This window comes from Pseudomonas sp. NBRC 111133 (assembly GCF_001320605.1).
Classification (GTDB): Bacteria; Pseudomonadota; Gammaproteobacteria; order Pseudomonadales; family Pseudomonadaceae; genus Aquipseudomonas; species Aquipseudomonas monteilii.
Map to the genome: position 1 here is coordinate 57,990 of NZ_BCBJ01000081.1, position 20,994 is coordinate 78,983.

26 protein-coding genes are annotated in these 20,994 nt (G+C 62.1%); 9 read left to right on the forward strand and 17 right to left on the reverse strand.

The window, feature by feature from the left end; all coding sequences use genetic code 11:
* Positions 1–9 precede the first annotated feature (9 nt).
* Genes APH36_RS19090 through coxB form a run of 3 tightly spaced genes read right to left on the reverse strand, consistent with a single transcriptional unit; the run spans position 10 to position 3,347 of the window.
* Complete coding sequence (locus tag APH36_RS19090) at positions 10–576, reverse strand: cytochrome c oxidase assembly protein (protein ID WP_016712829.1); 567 nt, start codon at positions 574–576, stop codon at positions 10–12.
* Between the two features lie 10 nt (positions 577–586).
* Positions 587–2,176 carry a cytochrome c oxidase subunit I gene (gene ctaD, locus APH36_RS19095; RefSeq protein ID WP_060499837.1) on the reverse strand — a complete coding sequence of 530 codons (1,590 nt, stop codon included), beginning with the start codon at positions 2,174–2,176 and terminating at the stop codon, positions 587–589.
* 43 nt (positions 2,177–2,219) lie between these two features.
* A complete protein-coding gene (coxB, locus tag APH36_RS19100; protein ID WP_060499838.1) occupies positions 2,220–3,347 on the reverse strand; it encodes a cytochrome c oxidase subunit II in 1,128 nt (375 codons plus the stop codon).
* A 369-nt stretch (positions 3,348–3,716) separates the two neighbouring features.
* Here coxB and APH36_RS19105 point away from each other — a divergent pair, with 369 nt between their 5' ends.
* Positions 3,717–4,358, forward strand: a complete 642-nt coding sequence (locus tag APH36_RS19105) for a hypothetical protein (RefSeq protein WP_060499839.1) — start codon at positions 3,717–3,719, stop codon at positions 4,356–4,358.
* A gap of 130 nt (positions 4,359–4,488) precedes the next feature.
* Here the strand turns inward: APH36_RS19105 and APH36_RS19110 are convergent, their stop codons facing one another.
* The 7 genes from APH36_RS19110 to prlC all read right to left on the reverse strand — a co-directional run bounded on the left by APH36_RS19110 (position 4,489) and on the right by prlC (position 11,109).
* A complete protein-coding gene (locus tag APH36_RS19110) occupies positions 4,489–6,021 on the reverse strand; it encodes a SulP family inorganic anion transporter (RefSeq protein WP_060499840.1) in 1,533 nt (510 codons plus the stop codon).
* Positions 6,022–6,211: 190 nt separating this feature from the next.
* Positions 6,212–6,931, reverse strand: coding sequence for a carbonic anhydrase (locus APH36_RS19115; protein ID WP_060499841.1), 720 nt, complete (start codon positions 6,929–6,931; stop codon positions 6,212–6,214).
* Between the two features lie 273 nt (positions 6,932–7,204).
* Positions 7,205–8,263, reverse strand: a complete 1,059-nt coding sequence (locus tag APH36_RS19120; protein WP_060499842.1) for a PA0069 family radical SAM protein — start codon at positions 8,261–8,263, stop codon at positions 7,205–7,207.
* 107 nt (positions 8,264–8,370) lie between these two features.
* Positions 8,371–8,523 carry a M3 family metallopeptidase gene (locus APH36_RS31720; RefSeq protein ID WP_256219278.1) on the reverse strand — a complete coding sequence of 51 codons (153 nt, stop codon included), beginning with the start codon at positions 8,521–8,523 and terminating at the stop codon, positions 8,371–8,373.
* Positions 8,520–8,669: a hypothetical protein gene (locus APH36_RS31725; protein ID WP_156342164.1), complete on the reverse strand. Its 150-nt coding sequence runs from the start codon at positions 8,667–8,669 to the stop codon at positions 8,520–8,522. Before APH36_RS31725 ends, APH36_RS31720 begins: the two co-directional genes overlap by 4 nt.
* 110 nt (positions 8,670–8,779) lie before the next feature.
* The gene (locus APH36_RS19125) at positions 8,780–9,061 is read right to left on the reverse strand and encodes a YheV family putative zinc ribbon protein (protein WP_060499843.1); all 282 of its coding nucleotides are present in this window, start codon (positions 9,059–9,061) and stop codon (positions 8,780–8,782) included.
* On the reverse strand, positions 9,058–11,109 hold the full coding sequence (gene prlC, locus APH36_RS19130) for an oligopeptidase A (RefSeq protein WP_256219279.1): 2,052 nt from the start codon (positions 11,107–11,109) through the stop codon (positions 9,058–9,060). The genes APH36_RS19125 and prlC overlap by 4 nt, the downstream gene beginning before the upstream one ends.
* Before the next feature lie 102 nt (positions 11,110–11,211).
* On the opposite strand from prlC, the gene APH36_RS19135 reads away from it, so the two are divergent.
* Both APH36_RS19135 and APH36_RS19140 read left to right on the forward strand, forming a co-directional pair.
* Entirely contained in the window at positions 11,212–11,760 is a 549-nt protein-coding gene (locus tag APH36_RS19135; protein WP_016712820.1) for a gamma carbonic anhydrase family protein, read from the forward strand.
* 20 nt (positions 11,761–11,780) lie between these two features.
* Positions 11,781–12,431 (forward strand): HAD family hydrolase, encoded by a 651-nt coding sequence (locus APH36_RS19140; protein ID WP_060499873.1) that lies wholly within the window; start codon positions 11,781–11,783, stop codon positions 12,429–12,431.
* A 43-nt stretch (positions 12,432–12,474) separates the two neighbouring features.
* On the opposite strand, the gene APH36_RS19145 is transcribed toward APH36_RS19140, so the two are convergent.
* Complete coding sequence (locus APH36_RS19145; protein ID WP_060499845.1) at positions 12,475–13,548, reverse strand: aminopeptidase; 1,074 nt, start codon at positions 13,546–13,548, stop codon at positions 12,475–12,477.
* Positions 13,549–13,633: 85 nt separating this feature from the next.
* Between APH36_RS19145 and APH36_RS19150 the strand changes: the two genes are divergently transcribed.
* Positions 13,634–14,047, forward strand: a complete 414-nt coding sequence (locus APH36_RS19150; RefSeq protein WP_060499846.1) for a hypothetical protein — start codon at positions 13,634–13,636, stop codon at positions 14,045–14,047.
* 55 nt (positions 14,048–14,102) lie between these two features.
* Positions 14,103–14,516: a hypothetical protein gene (locus APH36_RS19155; RefSeq protein WP_060499847.1), complete on the forward strand. Its 414-nt coding sequence runs from the start codon at positions 14,103–14,105 to the stop codon at positions 14,514–14,516.
* A gap of 35 nt (positions 14,517–14,551) precedes the next feature.
* Here APH36_RS19155 and APH36_RS19160 read toward each other — a convergent pair whose 3' ends face one another.
* Together APH36_RS19160 and APH36_RS19165 are read right to left on the reverse strand one after the other, a co-directional pair.
* Complete coding sequence (locus tag APH36_RS19160; RefSeq protein ID WP_060499848.1) at positions 14,552–14,785, reverse strand: DUF1161 domain-containing protein; 234 nt, start codon at positions 14,783–14,785, stop codon at positions 14,552–14,554.
* A gap of 73 nt (positions 14,786–14,858) precedes the next feature.
* A complete protein-coding gene (locus APH36_RS19165) occupies positions 14,859–15,284 on the reverse strand; it encodes an OsmC family protein (protein ID WP_016712814.1) in 426 nt (141 codons plus the stop codon).
* Positions 15,285–15,438: 154 nt separating this feature from the next.
* Here APH36_RS19165 and APH36_RS19170 point away from each other — a divergent pair, with 154 nt between their 5' ends.
* Entirely contained in the window at positions 15,439–16,443 is a 1,005-nt protein-coding gene (locus APH36_RS19170; protein ID WP_060499849.1) for an LLM class flavin-dependent oxidoreductase, read from the forward strand.
* 38 nt (positions 16,444–16,481) lie between these two features.
* Here APH36_RS19170 and APH36_RS19175 read toward each other — a convergent pair whose 3' ends face one another.
* Complete coding sequence (locus APH36_RS19175) at positions 16,482–16,703, reverse strand: DUF1161 domain-containing protein (protein WP_019098081.1); 222 nt, start codon at positions 16,701–16,703, stop codon at positions 16,482–16,484.
* Positions 16,704–16,804: 101 nt separating this feature from the next.
* Entirely contained in the window at positions 16,805–17,020 is a 216-nt protein-coding gene (locus tag APH36_RS19180; protein WP_003253076.1) for a dodecin, read from the reverse strand.
* 150 nt (positions 17,021–17,170) lie between these two features.
* Between APH36_RS19180 and APH36_RS19185 the strand changes: the two genes are divergently transcribed.
* Positions 17,171–17,494, forward strand: coding sequence for a YqjD family protein (locus APH36_RS19185; RefSeq protein WP_016712811.1), 324 nt, complete (start codon positions 17,171–17,173; stop codon positions 17,492–17,494).
* Here APH36_RS19185 and APH36_RS19190 read toward each other — a convergent pair.
* The gene (locus tag APH36_RS19190) at positions 17,491–18,387 is read right to left on the reverse strand and encodes a LysR family transcriptional regulator (protein WP_060499850.1); all 897 of its coding nucleotides are present in this window, start codon (positions 18,385–18,387) and stop codon (positions 17,491–17,493) included. The two genes, APH36_RS19185 and APH36_RS19190, sit on opposite strands and share 4 nt — an antisense overlap.
* 110 nt (positions 18,388–18,497) lie before the next feature.
* Between APH36_RS19190 and trpB the strand changes: the two genes are divergently transcribed.
* Together trpB and trpA are read left to right on the forward strand one after the other, a co-directional pair.
* Positions 18,498–19,715: a tryptophan synthase subunit beta gene (trpB, locus tag APH36_RS19195; protein WP_015268451.1), complete on the forward strand. Its 1,218-nt coding sequence runs from the start codon at positions 18,498–18,500 to the stop codon at positions 19,713–19,715.
* Positions 19,712–20,521: a tryptophan synthase subunit alpha gene (gene trpA / locus APH36_RS19200; RefSeq protein ID WP_060499851.1), complete on the forward strand. Its 810-nt coding sequence runs from the start codon at positions 19,712–19,714 to the stop codon at positions 20,519–20,521. The genes trpB and trpA overlap by 4 nt, the downstream gene beginning before the upstream one ends.
* A gap of 120 nt (positions 20,522–20,641) precedes the next feature.
* Here the strand turns inward: trpA and APH36_RS19205 are convergent, their stop codons facing one another.
* The gene (locus tag APH36_RS19205) at positions 20,642–20,974 is read right to left on the reverse strand and encodes a DOPA 4,5-dioxygenase family protein (RefSeq protein WP_060499852.1); all 333 of its coding nucleotides are present in this window, start codon (positions 20,972–20,974) and stop codon (positions 20,642–20,644) included.
* Positions 20,975–20,994: the final 20 nt, after the last annotated feature.

The window sequence follows — 20,994 nt, forward strand, 5'->3', positions numbered from 1 at the left end:
CTCCTTCCCTTAACGGGCGCCCTGGACGTCCTGGGCCGCAACATGCGCGACCGGCGGGTGGCGAGCGGTGATGTCGAACAAGGTGTAGGCCAGTGTCAGGTGCTTCACGCTGGCCGGCAGGTCGCGGTCGACGATGAAGCGCACCGGCATCTCGATGCGTTCGCCGGGCTGCAGCACCTGCTGGGTAAAGCAGAAGCACTCGGTCTTGTGGAAATACGCCGCGGCCTCGGCCGGGGTAATGCTGGGTATCGCCTGCGCACTCATCGGCCGGTCGGTCGGGTTGTGGGCAATGAAAATCATCTGGTTCACCGCACCCGGGTTGACCTCCAACTGGTCAGCCGTTGAGTAGAAGTCCCAGACCATGTCGCTGGCATTGGTCGACATGAACTGCACCCGCACCGAACGCGACGGGTCGCTGACCTGGCTGCCTTCGTATTGCCCGCCAGTCTTGCCGTTGATGCCAAACGCCTTGCACATCACGTCGTAGATCGGCACCAGGGCGAAGCCGAAGGCGAACATCACCACCGTCAGCATCAGCAGGCGCGTTACCAGGCGTTTGAGCGACAGGCCGTTCATGGCGGGCTTCCTATTTCACTTCCGGTGGCGTCTGGAAGGTGTGGTAGGGCGCAGGCGAGGGGATCGACCACTCCAGGCCCTCGGCACCATCCCAAGGCTTGGCCGGTGCCGGCGCGCCGCCACGGATGCACTTGATGACGATGAACAGGAAGAAGATCTGCGTGGCGCCGAACATGAAGGCCCCGATCGACGACACCATGTTGAAGTCGGCGAACTGCAGGTTGTAGTCCGGAATGCGCCGTGGCATGCCGGCCAGCCCCACGAAGTGCATCGGGAAGAAGGCCATGTTCATGCCGATGAACGATAGCCAGAAGTGCAGCTTGCCGAGGGTTTCGTCGTACATGTGGCCGGTCCATTTCGGCAGCCAGTAGTAGGCCGAGGCAAAGATGCCAAAGATCGCCCCGGGCACCAGCACGTAGTGGAAGTGTGCGACCACAAAGTAGGTGTCGTGGTACTGGAAGTCTGCCGGGGCGATGGCCAGCATCAAGCCGGAGAAGCCGCCGATGGTGAACAGGATGACGAAGGCGATGGCAAACAGCATCGGCGTCTCGAAGGTGAGCGAGCCTTCCCACATGGTGCTGACCCAGTTGAACACCTTCACCCCGGTGGGCACGGCGATCAGCATGGTGGCGTACATGAAGAACAGTTCGCCCACCACCGGGATGCCAACCACGAACATGTGGTGGGCCCAGACGATGAACGACAGGAAGGCAATCGCGCCGGTGGCGTACACCATCGAGGTGTAGCCGAACAGCGGCTTGCGCGAGAACGCCGGGATGATCGAGCTGACCGCACCGAAGGCCGGCAGGATCATGATGTACACCTCGGGGTGGCCGAAGAACCAGAACACATGCTGGAACAGCACCGGGTCACCGCCGCCAGCGGCACTGAAGAAGCTGGTGCCGAAATGGATGTCCATCAGCATCATGGTCACCACACCCGCCAGCACCGGCATCACCGCAATCAGCAGGAACGCGGTAATCAGCCAGGTCCAGACGAACAGTGGCATCTTCATCAGGGTCATGCCGGGGGCACGCAGGTTGAGGATGGTGGCGATCACGTTGATCGCGCCCATGATCGAGCTGATGCCCATCAGATGGATGGCAAAGATGAAGAAGGTGACGCTGGCCGGTGCATAGGTGGTGGACAGCGGGGCGTAGAAGGTCCAGCCAAAATTCGGCCCGCCGCCAGGGCTGAACAGGGTCGACACCAGCAACAGAAACGCCGCCGGCAACAACCAGAAGCTGAAGTTGTTCATGCGTGGCAGGGCCATGTCGGGCGCGCCGATCATCAACGGGATCATCCAGTTAGCCAGGCCGACGAAGGCCGGCATCACCGCACCGAACACCATGATCAGGCCATGCATGGTGGTCATCTGGTTGAAGAACGCCGGCTCCACGATTTGCAGCCCGGGCTGGAACAGCTCGGCGCGGATCACCATGGCGAACGAGCCGCCAAGCAGGAACATGAGGAAGGCAAACCACAGGTACATCGTGCCGATGTCTTTGTGGTTGGTGGTCAGCACCCAGCGCATCAGGCCCTTGGCCGGGCCGTGCGCATGGTCATGGCCGTGGGCTTGGTCGTCGATCACTGTGCTCATGTCCTGTCTCCTGCAACCCATTGATTGCCGCGAGTAACCCGGTTCACTTGGCTTCTGCCTGCTTCAGCGCCAGCACGTCCTTCGGCGTGACCATGTCGCCCTTGTTGTTGCCCCAGGCGTTGCGCTCGTAGGTCACCACGGCGGCAATGTCCACTTCCGAGAGCTGCTTGCCGAACGCCGCCATGGCGGTGCCTGGCTTGCCGTGGAAGACGATGCTCAAGTGGCCTTCCTTCGGCCCGGTTGCGATCTTCGAGCCCTTTAGCGCCGGGAACATCGGCGGCAGGCCCTGGCCTTCGGCCTGGTGACAGGCCACGCAAGTGGTGTGGTAGACCTTGTCGCCACGCTCTACCAGTTCTTCCAGGGTCCATTCCTTGCTGGTCAGCTCCTTGAGCTTGGCGGCTTCGGCTTTGCGCTCACCCAGCCAGGTGTCGTAGTCGGCCTTGGATTTCACCTCGACCACCACCGGCATGAAACCGTGATCCTTACCGCACAGCTCGGTGCACTGGCCACGGTAGATGCCGGGCTTTTCGATACGGGTCCAGGCTTCGTTGACGAAGCCGGGGATGGCATCGCGCTTGACCGCAAAAGCCGGCACCCACCAGGAGTGGATAACGTCGGCGGCTGTTACCAGGAAGCGCACTTTGGCACCCACCGGCAGCACCAGCGGTTGGTCGACTTCGAGCAGGTAGTGCTCGTCTTTGGGGGCCTTGTTATGAATCTGGTCAGCGGGGGTGGCCAGGTTGCTGAAGAACTCCACGTCCTGGCCCAGGTATTTGTAGTGCCACTTCCACTGGTAGCCGGTGACCTGAATGTCGATGTCCGACTCGCTGGCGTCGTAGATGTCGATCAGGGTCTTGGTGGCCGGGATGGCCATGGCCACCAGAATCAGGAAGGGCACCACGGTCCAGAGGATTTCCACCCAGGTATGCTCGTGGAAATGCGCGGCCTGCTGGCCGGTGGAACGGCGGTGGATGACCATCGACCAGAACATCGCGCCGAATACCATGATGCCGATGATCACGCAGATCCAGAAAATGGTCATGTGCAAGTCGAAGACGGCGTTGGAGACATCCGTCGCCCCCGGGTGCATGTTCACGGTCCAGGCCGCATTGGCCTGACCAAAAACCGACCACAACAGGAGGCCCATCCAGACATGTGGATGTCGCATCATTGCGGGTTCCCCTTCTAATTCTTGTTGTCCCGGAGGCGTGGCCTGCGGCAAGAGGGAACGGCGGTCAAGACTGCCTGGCTTCGACGACCGAGCCCCTGCTAAAAGCAGTCGGGCCTCATCAACGAATCACGTTCACCGGGAGTATAGACAGCGACCAATGGCACGCAATGAAGCCTGTGAAATGAACTTCACGAAATGGCCAAATTGCCTGAAAACCGCACGCTTGAGAGGGTATGGCGCAATAATGGCACCTTGATATACCTGAGAGCGCACACGTTTGCGAAATTTATAACAAATAGGTCTTAGGTATTCTGTATACCGAGCTAATTTAGTGTCTTCCGTTTGAAACGTAATGTCCCTGGAGTTGTCATGAACATCGCTGCTGTACGCGAGCAGGTAAGCCAAGCCCATCAACACGAAGGCCAGACTGGCCAATTGAAACAGCGTCTCGAGCTGCAACTGCCCCACCTGCACCCCTCGATCCAACTGCCCGAGCAGGACGCCCAGGGTACTTTGGCGCGCTTCGTCAGCGCCTACATCGACCAGGTACCGGAACTGCTGGAGGCCGCACATGCGGTTGCCCGCGAGGCCGGGATCGAGTCGCAGATCAAACCGGTACTGAAAATTGCCGAAGCCTACTTCCTGCAGCCGCCCAGTGTGATGGAAGGGCATGTGGGCCTGGACTGCCTGCTGGACGAGGCCTATCTGGCGCACCGGCTGGTGGAGGAAGTGAATGACTTGTACATCCGTCACTTCCAGCAGCCGCTGATCCCGGTCGACACCACCGTCGCCAACCTGATTGCCCACCAGTTGATCGGCGAGGAATTTGCCAACCAGCTGGATGAAGTGGTGCATCACTCGGTTGACGAAATGCTCAATGACGAGAGTTTTGCGGTGGAGTCAGTGGAGGCTTATCGCGAGAAGCTAAGCAGCCCGGCGACCGGCGAGGCGTGGAAGCGCTGGCCGTGCCTGTCTCGGCAGCTGGGTGTCGAGCTCGGCCAACCGGCCTGATTATCCTGTTCCGGCCTCTTCGCGGGCACGCCCGCTCCCACAGGTTCTGCGCTGGTTTGAGCTAAAGCGCAATCCTGTGGGAACGGGCGTGCCCGCGAAAGGGCCAGATCAGACAACTAATCCCTCGGCTCTATGCCCCAACCCCCGCAGTAGTGCGCAACCGCCCCTCGATCCGCCGCTTCAACCGTCGCTGTTCTATCAGCAACCGCGACCCATTGGCCGCATTACTGCGGTTCCAGTCCTCCAGCAGCTCAAGGCACGAATGGTCGATGTAGCTCAGGTTACCCAACGGCACATGCAACGTAGTGCCCGCCGGTACGGTATCCAGCACCTGGGTCAGCGCCGGCACCTTCAGGAACGTTGCCGCACCACTTAACCGCAGCTCCATATGCCCAGCCTTCTCCAGGCCCACCAAGTTGATCTTCAGCCGCGCCGCCTTGAACGCCAGTTTCAGCAAAGTCAGGGCAAAGCCCAGCAGCACGCCGGTCAGCAGGTCGGTAAAGATGATCGCCAGCGCTGTCGCCGCGTAGGTAAACATCGGCATGCGGCCATAACGGCCCAAACCTCGAAACGCCTTGAAATCAACCAGCTTGACCCCGGTGAACACCAGCACACCCGCCAGACTCGCCACCGGAATCTGCTGCAGCACGCAGCTCAACACCACCACGAACGCCAGTAGCCACAAGCCATGGAAGATCGCCGATGCCCGTGTCTGTGCCCCCGCCTGCACATTGGCCGAGCTGCGCACGATCACACCCGTCATCGGCAAAGCACCCAACACACCGCAGAGCATGTTGCCGATCCCCTGGGCCGACAACTCACGGTCGAAGTCCGAGCGCTGGCCGCTGTGCATGCGGTCCACCGCCGCAGCCGACAGCAGGGTTTCCGCACTGGCAATGAAGGCCAGGGCGAAGGCAGCGACCAGCAGGGTAGGGTCGGCCAGCTGCATCAGGTCATCCGGGCGGATCCAGTCGATGGCCTGGGAAAGGTCTGCCGGTACTTGCACTCGGTTGACCGGCAAGGCCAGCCACATACTGATGCCGGTCATCGCCGCAACACCCAGCAGGGCACCCGGGACGAAGCGCAGCCGCTGCGGCCGCAAGCGCTCCCAGCCCCACATGATGGCGATGGTACCCAGGCCCAGCGCACCGGCCATCCAGCCGGTACCGGCGCTTTCCTGTGGCAGGGCTGCGGCCACGGTTGCCGGGAACTCCACCAGGTTCTGCATACCGGAAGGCTGGGGCGCGGTGTCGAACATGACATGCACTTGCGACAGCACGATCAGCACGCCAATCCCCGCCAGCATGCCGTACACCACCGCTGGCGCAGTAACGCGGAACCAGCACCCCAGGCGCAGGCGCCCGGCCAGCAGCTGCAGCACCCCGGCCAACAGCAAAATCGGCCCAAGCATGGCCATGCCATGTTGGCGCACCAGCTCGAACACCAGCACTGCCAGGCCGGCAGCCGGGCCGCTGACTTGCAGCGGCGAACCGGCGAGGAAACCCACGACAATGCCGCCGATAATGCCGGTAATCAGGCCTTTGGCCGGCGGCATGCCCGAGGCGATCGCAATGCCCATACACAACGGCAAGGCCACCAGAAAGACCACCACCGACGCCAACAACTCACGCGGCAGGGCCGCTTTCAACTGTGTAATGTTCACCGTGTTTCTCCATTCTCAGTCACACGGCCATTCCCCTGGCCGTGGGCACGTTTGCCCCTGACGAGCGCGCAGGCGCGGGCCGCCAGCGAGCGTGCCGGCAGGGCAGTCAGGGAATTCAAGGCAGCAGAAGGCCGTGCCACACCCTGAAGGGTGCAGCCGGCTATCAAGGTTCTAGCGGTGGATGGGTCGCTTAGTAGCGGCCTCTCGGGGTAGCGCAGGGGACCGGCTCGCCAGCAGCCAGGGGCAGGAAGCTGTCGCTGGCGGCATCGTAAGCTTCGATCTTGCTGGTCTCGATGTCGTAGACCCAGCCATGGATGTACAGCTCACCGGCTGCCAGGCGCGAGGCAACCGAAGGGTGGGTACGCAAGTGATGCAATTGGGCGATGACGTTTTCCTTGGTCAGTACCTGCATCGTCTCGTGTTCGCTACCGCACGAGCAGTTGTTCTCGACCACGGTACGCGCCACTTCTGCATGGCGTAACCAGGCGGAAACGGTTGGCATCTTGGTCAGCGATTGCGGGTTCAGTACCGCACGCATTGCGCCGCAGTCGGAGTGGCCACACACGATGATGTGGTGCACTTTCAGTGCAAGTACGGCGTACTCGATCGCACTCGATACACCACCATTCATCTGGCCATAAGGCGGTACCACGTTACCGACGTTACGGGTCACGAACAGGTCGCCTGGCGAGCTCTGGGTGATCAGCTCGGGGACGATGCGCGAGTCGGCACAGGTGATGAACATGGCGCGTGGCGTTTGCGCGGTGGCGAGCTTCTTGAACAGCTCTTGCTGCTCGGGGAAGACGTCATGGTGAAAGCGCAGGAAGCCGTCGACGATGTGCTTCAGGGCAGCATCGGCGCTTTCCGCGGGGACCTGCGGGACGACCTTGGATGGGTCCTTGACGGGCATGATTCATCCTCTTGACGGTGTGTAGGTAAATCCATTTTACCGGTGAAAGATTCTGGCTATGCAGGGATTTAGATGACACGCACGGGCCATTGATCACAGTCGGTGTGGACTGATTTACTACGCTAGCGGGGAAAACTTAACTGAAACTTAATTCGAAGGCTCTAGAACGGGCGTTCCAGACAAGAAAGGCGGGATCTGGATAATAGCAAAAAAGCATCAGTTGCCAATATGGATTAGCAAAATTATTGGGTGTTATTAGCTGAGTTGCAGCCATCAGAACAACGCCATCTGGCCCCCCGGTGGGCAGAATGCCGAGCAATCCAGTGCCTGCGCTTCCCGCCCCTCAAAGTTCAGCCGCTTCATGGCCTTGGCAAAACGCTGGGCCAACAGCTCGGCAAACACCCCTTCACCGCGCATGCGGGTACCAAACCGGCTGTCGTACAGCTCGCCGCCCCGGCTCTGGCGGATCAGGCTCAGTACATGCGCCGCCCGTTGCGGGTAATGGTCCTGCAGCCACTGCTCGAACAGTGGCGCCACTTCCAGCGGCAGGCGCAGCATCATGTAGGCCGCGCTCTGCGCGCCGGCTTCCCTGGCAGCCTCCAACAGGCGTTCCAGTTCGCTGTCGTTGATCATCGGAATCATCGGCGAACACAACACACCCACCGGCACACCCGCTTCGCGCAATACCCGGATGGCCCTCAACCGGGCGCCGGGAGAGGCCGCGCGTGGCTCCAGCACCCGCTTGAGATCATCGTCCAGCGTGGTCAGGCTGATCATTACCCGCGCCAGGCGCTGGCGGGCCAGCTCGGCCAGCAGGTCGAGGTCACGCAACACCAGCGAACCCTTGGTGACAATGGTCACCGGATGGCGAAAACGCAACAATACCTCAAGCAGGCGCCGGGTGAGCATGTGCTCCCGCTCGATCGGTTGGTAAGGATCGGTATTGGAGCCCAGGTTGATCGGCGCGCACACGTAGCCCGGTTTGCTCAATTGTTGCGCAAGCACCTCGGCGGCGTTGGTCTTGGCAATCAGCTTGGTCTCGAAATCGAGGCCGGGGGAAAGGTCCCAATAGGCGTGCGAGGGGCGGGCATAGCAGTAGATGCAACCATGCTCGCAGCCACGGTAAGGGTTGATGGAACGATCGAAGGGCAGGTCTGGCGAGGTGTTACGACTGATCACCGACTTGGCGGTCTCGACCCGCACTTCAGTGCCTTGCGTCTGTGGCACTTCCTGGTACCAACCATCATCCACTGCCACCGAATGGCTCGGGGCAAAGCGGTTATGGGGGTTGTGCGCCGTGCCACGGCCCTTTAGCGGTGCTGGCGGAATCATGGCTCACCTCTATACTGTATCTATATACAGTATAATGCGCGCCAGAATCTTTCCAGCACCTCTGGTCTGGCTACTTCAGGCCATGCCAGCTCAGGTGCGCTGCCTGGTCAGATTGCCGACCAAGGAACACCTTGATGCCTTCGCGCAATGGGCGCGATGCGCCTGGGGATAACAGCGCAGGCCTCGAAGCGCGTGAACACGTCAAAGGCATGCACATCCGACCACAGGTAGGCGTAGTAACCCGCATCGTAACCATTCACCAGGTGGTCGAAGGATCACGGATCATGCGCTCGATCCCTTGCTCATGCGCCAGTAGCACATGGTCGAAAGCCGCACGCATGTTTTCAAGGGTGACGGAAGGGTAATCGACGGGGATGTGGCTAGCTTGCAGCAGGGGGTTGTCCATGGCGCGTCACTTTGCTCGTGGAAAGGAGCAAGAGAGCGTGCATGGCCAGCGTAGGCCAGCAGGCCTGACTATCTACCACCCGGGCCTTGCACCCGGGTGGCACCACAGCATTACTCAGCCGGTTTCTTCAGCTTCGGATTCGGGAAGAACTGCACCGTCTGTACCTTGGCCGGCGAAGCCTTCGGCGCCAGGTGATTAACCCGGGTGCCAAGCTCTTTGGGCACCGAAAGCCCCTGCTCGTTGAGGGTATCGGTGAAGCCACAGGCAACACACTCGCGGTGCGGGGTGTCGTCTTCGCTCCACATCATCAGCTTGTCAGGCTCGCTGCACGCCGGGCATACCGCCCCAGCAATGAAGCGCTTCTTGGTCTTGATCACGGCTACCTCGCTCATGCTGCAGCGCTCTCGGTGAGGCCACTGTGGCGCAGCAACGCATCGATGGAAGGCTCACGCCCACGGAAGTCGACAAACAGCTCCATTGGCTCGCGCGAACCACCACGGGCCAGGATCGCCTCACGGAACGCGCGGCCAGTTTCGGCATTCAGCACGCCTTCATCCTCGAAACGCGAGAAGGCGTCGGCCGACAGCACTTCAGCCCACTTATAGCTGTAGTAGCCGGCTGCGTAACCGCCCGCGAAAATGTGCGCAAAGCTGTTAGGGAAGCGGTTGTACGCCGGTGGGCGCATCACCGACACCTCGTCGCGCACCCCTTCGAGCACCTGCAGCACACTGCGGCCGTCGCCATGGGTGGCATGCAGTTCGAAGTCGAACAGCGAGAACTCCAGCTGGCGCACCATCATCATGCCCGACTGGAAGTTCTTCGCCGCCAGCATCTTGTCCAGCAGGTCCTGGGGCAGGGGGGCGCCGGTTTCGTAGTGGGCGGAGATCAGCGCCAGGCCTTCCGGCTCCCAGCACCAGTTTTCCATGAACTGGCTCGGCAGCTCGACCGCGTCCCAGGCCACGCCGTTGATGCCGGAGACACCGGCATGCTCGATGCGGGTCAGCATGTGGTGCAGGCCATGGCCGAACTCGTGGAACAGGGTGGTGACTTCATCGTGGGTCAGCAGTGCCGGCTTGCCGGGTGCGGCCGGAGTGAAGTTGCACACCAGGTTGGCCACCGGGCTCTGCAGCTCACCAGCGGCAGTGCGACGACGGTCACGGGCGCCGTCCATCCAGGCGCCGCCGCGCTTGTTGGCGCGGGCGTACAGGTCGAAGAAGAAGCGACCGACGTGCTGGCCGTTTTCCTTGATCTCGAACAGGCGCACATCCGGGTGCCAGCTGTCGAAGCCCTTGAGCTCCGCGATTTCGATGCCATACAGGCACTGCACGATACTGAACAGGCCGTTCAGCACCTTGTCGATCGGGAAGTAAGCACGCAGGGCTTCCTGCGACACGCTGTAGCGTTGCTCGCGCAGCTTCTCGCCAAAGTAGCCGGCGTCCCAGCTGGCCAGCTCAGGGCAGCCTTGATCGGCGGCGTAGGCCTTCAGCTGTTTCAGGTCCTGGGCGGCAAACGGCTTGGAACGCTTGGCCAGGTCACGCAGGAAGTTCAGCACCTGGTCGCTGGACTCGGCCATCTTGGTGGCCAGGCTCAGCTCGGCGTAGTTCTTGTAGCCCAGCAGCTCGGCCAGCTCCTGGCGCAGGCCGAGGATTTCCTGCATCACCGGGCCGTTGTCGAACTGGCCGGCGTTCGGGCCCTGGTCCGAGGCGCGGGTGCAGTAGGCGGCGTACAGCTCTTCGCGCAAAGCGCGGTCGCTGGCGTAGGTCATGACTGCGTAGTAGCTGGGGAATTCCAGGGTGATCAGCCAGCCGTCGAGGCCCTTGGCCTGGGCCGCGGCGGCCATCTGCGCCTTGGCCGAGTCGGTCAGGCCAGCCAGCGCGGCTTCGTCAGTGACATGCTTGGTCCAGGCCTGGGTAGCATCGAGCAGCTGGTTGGAGAAGCGGCTACCCAGCTCGCTGAGCTTGCTCTGCACTTCGGCGTAACGCTGCTGCTTGTCTGCCGGCAGGTCGATACCCGACAGGCGGAAGTCACGCAGGGCGTGCTCGAGGATAGTCTTCTGCGCCACGTCGAAGCTTGCGGCTTGCGGGCTGTCGATCAAGGCCTGGTAGGCTTCGAACAGCGCACGGTTCTGGCCCAGTTCGGTCGAGTAGGCGCTCAACGCCGGCAGGCATGACTCATAGGCCTCGCGCAGTTCAGCGCTGTTGCACACCGCATTCAGGTGGCTGACCGGGCTCCAGGCTGCGCCCAGGCGGTCGTTCAGTTCATCCATGGCCAGCACCAGGCCAGCCCAGGAGGGGTGCTTGCCCTGTTTTTCGAGGATCTCGGCAATGGCTTTACGGTTGTCGGCCAGGATCGCTTCGATCGCCGGCAACACGTGTTCGGCACGGATTTGCGAGAAGGGCGGCAGATCGTGGGATTGCAAAAGCGGGTTGTTCGCAGTCACGGTTTGGATACCTTGGCAGAAGAAACACTGCCCCATCTTAATTACAATCGACGCCGACCGCAGCAGGCAGCCTGCCTATCGGCACAGATGAGAGACGCTATCATGGCCATCCGAAGCTTCCAGCAACACACTCCGAAAGTTGGATCACGGGCCTTTATCGACCGTTCGGCGGTAGTGCTGGGCGATGTGGAGATTGGCGAAGACAGCTCGGTCTGGCCGTTGACCGTGGTGCGCGGCGACATGCACCGCATCCGCATCGGCGCACGCACCAGCGTGCAGGATGGCAGCGTGCTGCACATCACCCATGCCGGCCCTTTCAACCCAGACGGTTTCCCGCTGATCATCGGCGACGAAGTGACCATCGGCCACAAAGTGATGCTGCACGGCTGCACCCTGGGCAACCGCATCCTGGTCGGCATGGGCAGCACCATCATGGACGGCGCCATCGTCGAGGACGAAGTGATCATCGGCGCCGGCAGCCTGGTGCCGCCCGGCAAACGCCTGGTCAGTGGCTACCTGTACATGGGCAGCCCGGTGAAACAGGCGCGCCTGCTGAACGACAACGAGCGCGCCTTCTTCTCCTACAGCGCCGGCAACTACGTGAAGCTCAAGGACCAGCACCTGGCCGAAGGCTACGACCAACCGGAATGATCCCGATTACCGAGACGAACATGTACCAGCAAAACATCCTTTTCGACCTCGACGGCACCCTGACCGACCCACGCCTGGGCATCACCCGCTCGATCCAGTACGCCCTGGCCAAGCTGGGTATCGATGAACCGGACCTGACCCGCCTGGAGCACTTCATTGGCCCACCCTTGCTGCAAGCCTTCATGCAGTTCTACGGCTTCGACGAAGCCAAGGCCTGGGAGGCGGTGAACTTCTACCGGGAGCGCTTCCGCGTCACCGGCCTGTACGAGAACCTGGTGTTCCAGGGTGTGCCGGAGTTGCTTGAAGCCCTGAACGGGCAAGGCCGCACGCTGTACATCGCCACCTCCAAACCCTGGGAGTTCGCCCGTGAAATCGCCCGGCACTTCGCCTTCGACCACCACTTCAAGGTGATCTACGGCAGCGAGCTGGACGGCACCCGCACCAACAAGGTCGAGCTGATTCGCCACCTGCTGGACGAAGAAGGGCTGGACCCGGCACAGACGCTGATGATCGGCGACCGCAAGCATGACCTGATTGGCGCGCGCAGCAATGGCGTGCAGGCCGTGGCAGTAGGGTATGGGTTTGGTAGCCAAGAGGAGTTGAAGGCGGAAGAACCGGCCTACCACTTTGCGACCTTGGCCGAAATGCATCAGGCATTTCTCAAGGCTTGATGGCCCTGGGGGCTGCTTTGCAGCCCATCGCGGCCCCAAAATCTCACTGGTTAACCATCAAGCGCTGCAACGCCGCCTTCCTGTCAGCAATCGGCAACCGCCCCAGTTGCTCGACCCGCTCATAAAACCGCCCCCAATCCCTGCCCACCTCGCGGAACAGCGCCTCAAACGCCGGCACCCATTGGTCATAAAGCCCGAACGGCAACAATTTGGCATTGTTCAGCGGCCCATACACCCAGGCGTCATAGCGTTTGTCACCCCCCCACTGGCCATCACGCACCTGCCGGTACTCGCGCCTCAAGCGCTCGAACTCGGCCCGCTTGGCCTGCCGCTTGTGCGCTTCATCCAATGGGCCTGCATAGATCGCCTGCAGCCGGTCACGGCTGGCCAGCACCAGCCGGATGAACTGCTCACGCGGCTGTCCCTGATCCCCGCCAATGGCGGCAAGCCCACGCGCCACGCGCCATTGCCGCGTGCCTTCCTGCTCGACGAAGGAGGCAAACGACTCGTTGAACTCGGTGTCGTTCTGCACATAAAAGCGCTGGTGAGCCAGTTCATGGAAGATCAGCGTGGCCAGGCGCTCGTCGCCCCAGCCCACCATCGAAGAGAGAATCGGGTCATCGAACCACCCCAGCGTCGAGTACGCCTCCACACCGCCAACGTACACATCCAGCCCGTCTTGCCGCATCAGCGCCGCCGCCCCACGGGCCGCGCCTTGCTGGTAGTAGCCGCGATACGCCACGCACCCCGCAATCGGGAAGCAGTGCGTAACAGGCTGCAACGACAACTCGGGCGTGGCAAAGACGTTCCACACCACATAAGGCCGGCCAATGTCGGCGTACACCCGGTAGCTTCGGTTATCCGGCAGCTTCAGCTGCTGGCTGGCGAAGACCCGCGCCTGTTCAGCGTGCGCCAGGTGCGTTCGTAATTGCGGGGGCGTCGCCGGGTCGGCTATCACCTGCGCGACAGGCTGTCGTGCACGCAGCAATTGCCACTGCCCCTCAGCCAACTGCCCATAGTAGGCAACGCTGCTGCAACCGTTCAGCAGGAGCGCGGCCAGCAGGGGAACCAAACGAATGAAAACGCGGTCGAGTGCCCCAGGGCCTGAGCGCTGCATAGGAAAAAGTCGAAGCATCCGGGACTGTCTGACTCGCTCAAGGCCGATTCACTCCAAGACTATCTCGCCAAGGGGGAGTTTCGCCATGCGTGCATTGTTGGTCGCCGGTTCACTGTTGCTGCTTTGTGCCTGTTCAACGTTGCCAGACCCGGACCCGAACCAGGCCTGGATCGACCTCACCCCCTACGACAACACGTCGCTGCACGCCGTGCAGGTCGACGAACGAGAGTGGGTCGACAGCCGCTATTTTGAGGTACCACCTGGCAGCCACGAGCTGACCGTGCGCTACCAGTTTCCGGTTACCCCCAGCAATATCGGCCCGGTCGATGAGTCGCTGTGGCGCGATTGCCAGGTCAAGCTGACCTTCAAGGACTTCAGCGCCGGGCAGCGCTACCAGCTGCAAGCCGGCAGCATTGGCTTCCGCCCCTGGATCAAGCTTTACGACCAGCAGCAAAAACTGCTCGGCCAAGGCCTGCCTGCAGGCTGCCAACGCACCTGAACCCCGCAAACGGCGCTATGCTTGTACCGTGTACATCGCAAGTGGGAGTCTTGCCATGCGCCAGCCCATGATGCTGATCGCCCTCAGTGCACTGGGGGCTTGCGCCAGCCCCTTGCCGCCCGTCGACCCCAAGCAGGCCTGGGTCGACCTCTACACCATGACCCCCGGCCGGGTGATCATGGCCGACCGCTTGGACGGAAAACGCCTGGAGGATGGCCGTTACTTCCAGGTAACGCCCGGCAAGCACGAACTGGTGGTGCGCTTCGACTATGAGCTCTACTCCGGCGGCATCATGAGCCAGCCCCGGGACCGCACCTGCTACCTGACCGTGCGCTTTGACAACTTCAAGGCCGGCGAGCGCTATCGCCTGGAGGCACGGGCTCCGGTGATGGAGCCGCAGGTGCTGCTGTACGACGCCAGCCGCAAGGTGCTGGTGAACGAGCCTAGCGAAGTGTTCTGTATTCCGTGAAAGCCGGGGCTGCCAGGCAGCCCCGGGTCTCAAAGCTACTGGTCATTCTTTTGGTAGATGATCTTCTTCGTCCCGCCATCGCAGGTCCCGACCACCATATTCGGGTCCTTGACCTCGCTGTTGGGCACGATCTCCAAGGTGTAGGAAGGCACGCCCTGCGCCTGGATCTTGGCCTCGATCTCGGCTTTCAGCTCCTCGCACGGTTTCACTGCCGCCAACGTGGAGGTGGCAACCAGAGAAGCCAACACGGCGATTGCTACGCGAATCATGGAACGGCTCCTGAAGAGGCAGCGTGCTGCCGACGCTGGTTAGACTACAGCAAACCGCCACCGTTGCGCCGCTTCAGCCAACCAGCGCGGCATCCAGGCTGATCTTCGCGTTCAGCACCTTGGACACGGGGCACCCTTCCTTGGCCTTGTTGGCTATCTCCAGAAACTGCGCTTCGCTTGCACCAGGCACCTTCGCCCTGAGCACCAGATGCACGGCGGTAATGGCAAACCCATCGGGCAGCTTGTCGAGCGTCACTTCGGCAGCGGTGTCGATCCGGTCGGCAGTAAGCCCGGCTTCGCCCAGCATCATCGACAATGCCATCGAAAAACAGCCCGCATGCGCTGCACCAATCAACTCTTCCGGGTTGGTGCCCGGCGAGCCTTCAAAACGGGTATTGAAGCCGTAAGGGTTCTGCTTGAGCGCGCCGCTTTCGGTAGAAAGCAGGCCGGTGCCGTCCTTCAGGCCACCTTGCCAGATCGCTGATGCTGTCTTTTTCATGCTGCCTCCTAGTCTTTCGGTTACGAGCTTATGGGTTCAGAGGCCTGTCGCCTGCAGCAAGTTCAGACCAATCGCACGGCAAGCATTGAATCCCCCGAATGTGCCCATACAGAGTTGAAAAGGCCGCTGGCCAACCACCTTTGCGGAGGCTCCAATGACGCAGCTGCGTGACCTGAAGATTTCCACCCTCGACCTGGTGCCCGTGCGCGCCGACGCCGGCCCGGCGCAATCGCTGCGCAATTCGCTGGACCTGGCGCAACACGTCGAGCGCTTTGGCTACAACCGCTTCTGGGTGGCCGAGCACCACAACATGGACGGCATCGCCAGTTCGGCCACCTCGGTGCTGATCGGTTACCTGGCCGGGGGGACGTCGACCATTCGCGTGGGCTCAGGTGGAGTGATGCTGCCCAACCACGCGCCACTGGTAATCGCCGAGCAGTTCGGCACCCTGGCCAGCCTGTACCCCGGGCGAATCGACCTGGGACTGGGCCGTGCACCAGGTTCCGACCAGATGACGGCTTACGCCTTGCGCCGCGACCGCGCCGGTGGCCCGGACGACTTCCCTGACGATGTCGAGGAGCTGTCGCGCTACCTCGGCCCACGCACCGATGATCAAAAAGTGATCGCCGTACCGGGGCATGACACCGACGTACCCCTGTGGTTGCTGGGCTCCAGCCTGTTCAGCGCCCAGCTGGCCGGGATGCGCGGCATGCCCTATGCCTTCGCCTCGCACTTCGCACCGCGCTACATGCACGAGGCCATCCGCGTTTACCGCAACCACTTCAAACCATCGACCACGCTGGACAAGCCGTATGTGATGCTGGGCATCCCCATGGTGGTGGCCGAAACCGATGAAAAGGCCGAGTACCTGGCTACCTCGGTTTACCAGCGCATTCTGGCGCTGATTCGCGGGCAGAGCCTGATGCAAAAGCCGCCGGTCGAAAGCATGGATGGATTGTGGCTGCCCCATGAGCGGGATGCTGTGGGCAGCTTCCTGGGCCTGGCGATGATCGGCAGCCCGCAGAAGGTACGGGCCAAGGTGGAGGTGCTGCTGGAGCAAACCGGAGCGGATGAGCTGATCTTTACCTGTGACCTGTATGAACATGCAGACCGGGTGAGATCTTATGAGCTGTTGGCGCAGGCCTTGAAGACCGCATGAACTTCTTCGCGGGCTTGCCCGCGAAGAATCCAGCACAGTTAGCCGCGGCGGTACACAATCTCCTTGGTACCGGCCTCGCAGCTACCAATTACCTTGCCCGCCGGGTCCCCCTTGTTGACGATCTCCAGGGTGTACCCCTTCACGCCCTTGGCATCGAGCTTGGCCGCAATCTCCGCCTTCAGCTCTTCGCACGGCTTGCCCGCCGCCATGGCACCGCCAGCCAGGGTCATCAGGCCCAGGGCCAGAATCAGTTTGTTCATCGATCGCTTTCCTTGTGCAGATGAAATCAGAAAGGGCGCCCGCCAAGGCGCCCCCTTCCTAAATACCCCATCAAGACGGGATCATCTACCCCGGTGCAACATCAGCTGTTGGCGATACGGAAACCGACTTTCAGCGTGACCTGGAAGTGCGCGGCCTTGTTATCGCGGATATGGCCACGGGTATCGACCACCTCGAACCACTCCAGGTGCTTGATGCTCTTGCCCGCTTCGGCCAGGGCATTGTTGATCGCCTCTTCGATGCTGGTAGGCGAAGACCCCACCAGTTCGATCTTCTTGTACGTGTGATGATCGGTCATGAGCGCTCTCCTTGGGTGACGATGAAATTGAGCCTAGCAGCGCAGGCCTGGTTTATCTGCGAACCGTCACCCATGCACAAAGTTCGATCGCACTTTCACGCAAGCCAACGGTCGCACTTCTTACAGCCCATACTGCAAAGGAGAGTCAACATGCACCGTAATTCGCTGCGTAAAACGTCCCTGGAAAGCATGGAAGCGGAGATCGAGAGCCTTCTGAAAAGCCTGGAGAACCTCAAGCACGATGCGTCGGAAGAGTCCCAGAAGTCGGTGAAGGCAATCCGCAGCAACGCTGAAAGTGCCCTTCGTCATTCGCGCAGCCTGCTGAGCGATGCCTACGAAGAGGTGAAACAGCGCACCCGTCAGACCGGCATCGCCACCCGCGACTACGCCCAGGAACACCCGTACACCACCGCTGGCGTGGCCATTGGCGCACTGGGCCTGCTGGCGGCCTACCTGATGTGCAAACGCAACTAGGCGCTCTGCCGCGCCAATTCGGCACGTAGCCACTGCGCCAACTGCTCGGCGCGCCCGTCTGCGGCGCGCCTGGGCACCCACAGCGCCAGCGCGGCAGGCGTAGGGGAAAAGCCCCACGGCGCACTCAAGCGGCCCGCACGCAGGTCATCAGCGACCAATGGCTGTGGCGCAATCGCCACACCCAAACCTGCCACAGCGGCTTCCAGCAAGTAATACAGGTGCTCGAACGCCTGGCCATAGTGAATGGTTGCAGGGTCCAGCCTCTGTTCCAGCGCCCAGGTGGGCCAGGCCTGCGGGCGCGAGGTGGTGTGCAGCAGAGCTTCACCCAGCAACGCCTTGGCGGGCGCCCCCTGCAAGCGTTCAAAGCCGGCGTAATGGGGGCTCACCACTGGCCCGATACGTTCCTCGGCCAGTACATACACCTGCATGTCCGCAGGCCACGGCGGCTCGGCATACACCAACAGCGCGTCCAGCCCGGGTCGTCGCGGGTCGAGGTCTCCTTCACCCGCCGACAGGTGCAGGCGCAGCTCGGGCAAATCCGCCTGTAGCCGCCCCAGCCGTGGGATGAACCAGCGCGCCAGCAGGCTACCGGAGCAACCCAACACGAACGGCGCTTCGCTGACATCACGGCTGAGCTCGGCACACACGCTGCGCAGCCGGTCGAAGGCTTCGCCACTGGCATCGCGCAGGCGCACCCCGGCATCTGTGAGTTTGATGCCGCGCCCGTCCTTGACGAACAGGGCCACGCCCAAGTGCTCTTCAAGCACCTTGATCTGCCGGCTGACGGCACCGTGGGTAACATGCAGGGCTTCGGCCGCCTGGCTGACACTGTTCAGCCGGGCGGTGGCTTCGAATGCCCGCAGTGCGTTGAGGGGAGGGAGGTCGTGGGCCATTTTACCTGTGAGTTTTTCTGACAAGTTTGCGCAATCTTATCGGTTTTCAGCCGGGCTTGCCGTGGTTAGAGTAAAGCCCATCACTCATCCATTACGCCCTGGAGCGCCCCATGACCCAGTCCCAATACCGCCCCGGCCCCGACGCCAACGGCCTGTTCGGCTCGTTCGGCGGCCGCTACGTGGCCGAAACCCTGATGCCACTGGTGCTGGACCTGGCCCGCGAATACGAAGCGGCCAAGGCAGACCCCAAGTTCCTCGAAGAGCTGGCCTACTTCCAGCGCGACTACATCGGCCGCCCGAACCCGCTGTACTTCGCCGAGCGCCTGACCGAACACTGTGGCGGCGCCAAGATCTTCTTCAAGCGTGAAGAGCTCAACCACACCGGCGCACACAAGGTGAACAACTGCATCGGTCAGGTGCTGCTGGCCAAGCGCATGGGCAAGAAGCGCCTGATCGCCGAAACCGGCGCCGGCATGCACGGCGTGGCCACCGCCACCGTCGCCGCCCGCTTCGGTCTACCTTGCGTGATCTACATGGGCGCCACCGACATCGAGCGCCAGCAGGCCAACGTGTTCCGCATGAAATTGCTGGGCGCCGAGATCGTCCCGGTCACGGCCGGCACCGGCACCCTGAAAGACGCCATGAACGAAGCCCTGCGCGACTGGGTCACCAACGTCGAAGACACCTTCTACCTGATCGGTACCGTGGCCGGCCCACACCCGTACCCGGCCATGGTCCGTGACTTCCAGTCGATCATCGGCAAGGAAACCCGCGCCCAGCTGCAAGAAAAAGAAGGCCGCCTGCCAGACAGCCTGGTTGCCTGCGTGGGGGGTGGTTCCAACGCCATGGGCCTGTTCCATGAATTCCTCGAAGAGCCAAGCGTGCAGATCATCGGCGTCGAAGCCGGTGGCCACGGCGTGCACACCGACAAGCACGCCGCCAGCCTGAACGGCGGTGTACCGGGCGTGCTGCACGGCAACCGCACCTACCTGCTGCAGGACGAAGACGGCCAGATCACCGACGCCCACTCGATTTCCGCAGGCCTGGACTACCCGGGCATCGGCCCTGAGCACGCCTACCTGCACGAAGTGAAGCGCGTCGAGTACGTCAGCATCACCGACGACGAAGCGCTGGATGCGTTCCACGCCACCTGCCGCCTGGAAGGCATCATCCCGGCCCTGGAAAGCTCCCACGCCCTGGCCGAAGCGATCAAGCGCGCACCGAAGCTGCCCAAGGACCACCTGATGGTCGTGTGCCTGTCGGGCCGCGGCGACAAAGACATGCAAACCGTCATGAACCACATGGCCGCCCAGGAGAAACAGGCATGAGCCGTCTTGAACAACGCTTCGCCGAACTGAAAGCCGAAGGCCGTTCGGCACTGGTCACCTTCGTCACCGCAGGCGACCCGGGCTACGACGCCTCGCTGCAGATCCTCAAGGGCCTGCCGGCCGCTGGCGCCGACGTGATCGAACTGGGCATGCCGTTCACCGACCCGATGGCCGACGGCGTGGCCATCCAGCTGGCCACCCTGCGCGCCCTGGAAGCTGGCCAGACGCTGGCCAAGACCCTGCAGATGGTTCGCGAATTCCGTGTGGATAACCACACCACGCCGATCGTGCTGATGGGCTACTACAACCCGATCCACCGCTTTGGCGTGGAAAAGTTCGTGGCTGAAGCCAAGCAAGCCGGGGTCGATGGCCTGATCATTGTCGACCTGCCGCCAGAGCATGATGCCGAATTGGCTACCCCGGCCCAGGCCGCCGGCATCGACTTCATCCGCCTGACCACCCCGACCACCGACGATGCGCGCCTGCCGCGCGTGCTGGAGCGCAGCTCCGGGTTCGTCTACTACGTGTCGGTGGCGGGTGTAACCGGTGCCGGCTCGGCGACCACCGAGCACGTGACCGAGGCCATTGCCCGCCTGCGTCGGCATACCGATTTGCCGATCAGCGTTGGTTTCGGCATTCGTACGCCGGAGCAGGCCGCGAACATCGCCCGCTTGGCGGATGGTGTGGTGGTGGGGTCGGCGCTGGTCGACAAAATTGCCCAGGCCACTAGTGCCGACCAGGCAGTGAATGATGTGTTGAGCTTGTGCTCGGCATTGGCAGAAGGCGTGCGCGCCGCTCGTCGCTAAACCGCATCGCCTTCTTCGCGGACAAGCCCGCTCCCACAGGGACTACACAGATGCTGAATTTTGTGGAGGACTTGTGGGAGCGGGCTTGCCGGCGATGAGGTCATCACAGGCAACTGAGATTTACCCACCAAAAATTGACAGATCCAAAGGCCGCACAGCCCCCATCCAGATCGCATGGTCCCGGTGATCCGCCAGCTCATCCCCGGTGAGCGGGTGCATGAACACCACCAACCCCTTGCGGTACAGCGCCAACCAAGGCAACACCACCCCGATAAATTCCGGCTCGAACGCCAGCTGGCAACTCCAGTCCGGGTGCGGCCCAACCGGCTTCTGGTGCATACGCCCCATGGTCACAGGGAACAGCCGCGCCGCCTCCTCACACAGCTCACGTGCCTGATCCATCGTTGCCGCGTCGTAATAAACATGTGCGTGGTAACCCTTGATTCTTTGCACGATAACTCCCGATTACACCG

Bases quoted from the DNA above. Each gene is read 5' to 3' on its own strand.
- APH36_RS19190 (WP_060499850.1), bottom strand. From the start codon at position 18,387: ATGGCCCACGACCTCCCTCCCCTCAACGCACTGCGGGCATTCGAAGCC.
- APH36_RS19105 (WP_060499839.1), top strand. From the start codon at position 3,717: ATGAACATCGCTGCTGTACGCGAGCAGGTAAGCCAAGCCCATCAACAC.
- APH36_RS19135 (WP_016712820.1), top strand. From the start codon at position 11,212: ATGGCCATCCGAAGCTTCCAGCAACACACTCCGAAAGTTGGATCACGG.
- APH36_RS31725 (WP_156342164.1), bottom strand. From the start codon at position 8,669: ATGGACAACCCCCTGCTGCAAGCTAGCCACATCCCCGTCGATTACCCT.
- ctaD (WP_060499837.1), bottom strand. From the start codon at position 2,176: ATGAGCACAGTGATCGACGACCAAGCCCACGGCCATGACCATGCGCAC.
- APH36_RS19160 (WP_060499848.1), bottom strand. From the start codon at position 14,785: ATGATTCGCGTAGCAATCGCCGTGTTGGCTTCTCTGGTTGCCACCTCC.
- APH36_RS19145 (WP_060499845.1), bottom strand. From the start codon at position 13,548: ATGCAGCGCTCAGGCCCTGGGGCACTCGACCGCGTTTTCATTCGTTTG.
- coxB (WP_060499838.1), bottom strand. From the start codon at position 3,347: ATGATGCGACATCCACATGTCTGGATGGGCCTCCTGTTGTGGTCGGTT.
- trpA (WP_060499851.1), top strand. From the start codon at position 19,712: ATGAGCCGTCTTGAACAACGCTTCGCCGAACTGAAAGCCGAAGGCCGT.
- trpB (WP_015268451.1), top strand. From the start codon at position 18,498: ATGACCCAGTCCCAATACCGCCCCGGCCCCGACGCCAACGGCCTGTTC.
- APH36_RS19140 (WP_060499873.1), top strand. From the start codon at position 11,781: ATGTACCAGCAAAACATCCTTTTCGACCTCGACGGCACCCTGACCGAC.
- APH36_RS19155 (WP_060499847.1), top strand. From the start codon at position 14,103: ATGCGCCAGCCCATGATGCTGATCGCCCTCAGTGCACTGGGGGCTTGC.
- APH36_RS19170 (WP_060499849.1), top strand. From the start codon at position 15,439: ATGACGCAGCTGCGTGACCTGAAGATTTCCACCCTCGACCTGGTGCCC.
- APH36_RS19090 (WP_016712829.1), bottom strand. From the start codon at position 576: ATGAACGGCCTGTCGCTCAAACGCCTGGTAACGCGCCTGCTGATGCTG.
- APH36_RS19150 (WP_060499846.1), top strand. From the start codon at position 13,634: ATGCGTGCATTGTTGGTCGCCGGTTCACTGTTGCTGCTTTGTGCCTGT.
- APH36_RS19125 (WP_060499843.1), bottom strand. From the start codon at position 9,061: ATGAGCGAGGTAGCCGTGATCAAGACCAAGAAGCGCTTCATTGCTGGG.
- APH36_RS19120 (WP_060499842.1), bottom strand. From the start codon at position 8,263: ATGATTCCGCCAGCACCGCTAAAGGGCCGTGGCACGGCGCACAACCCC.
- APH36_RS19185 (WP_016712811.1), top strand. From the start codon at position 17,171: ATGCACCGTAATTCGCTGCGTAAAACGTCCCTGGAAAGCATGGAAGCG.
- APH36_RS19115 (WP_060499841.1), bottom strand. From the start codon at position 6,931: ATGCCCGTCAAGGACCCATCCAAGGTCGTCCCGCAGGTCCCCGCGGAA.
- APH36_RS19180 (WP_003253076.1), bottom strand. From the start codon at position 17,020: ATGACCGATCATCACACGTACAAGAAGATCGAACTGGTGGGGTCTTCG.
- APH36_RS19175 (WP_019098081.1), bottom strand. From the start codon at position 16,703: ATGAACAAACTGATTCTGGCCCTGGGCCTGATGACCCTGGCTGGCGGT.
- APH36_RS19165 (WP_016712814.1), bottom strand. From the start codon at position 15,284: ATGAAAAAGACAGCATCAGCGATCTGGCAAGGTGGCCTGAAGGACGGC.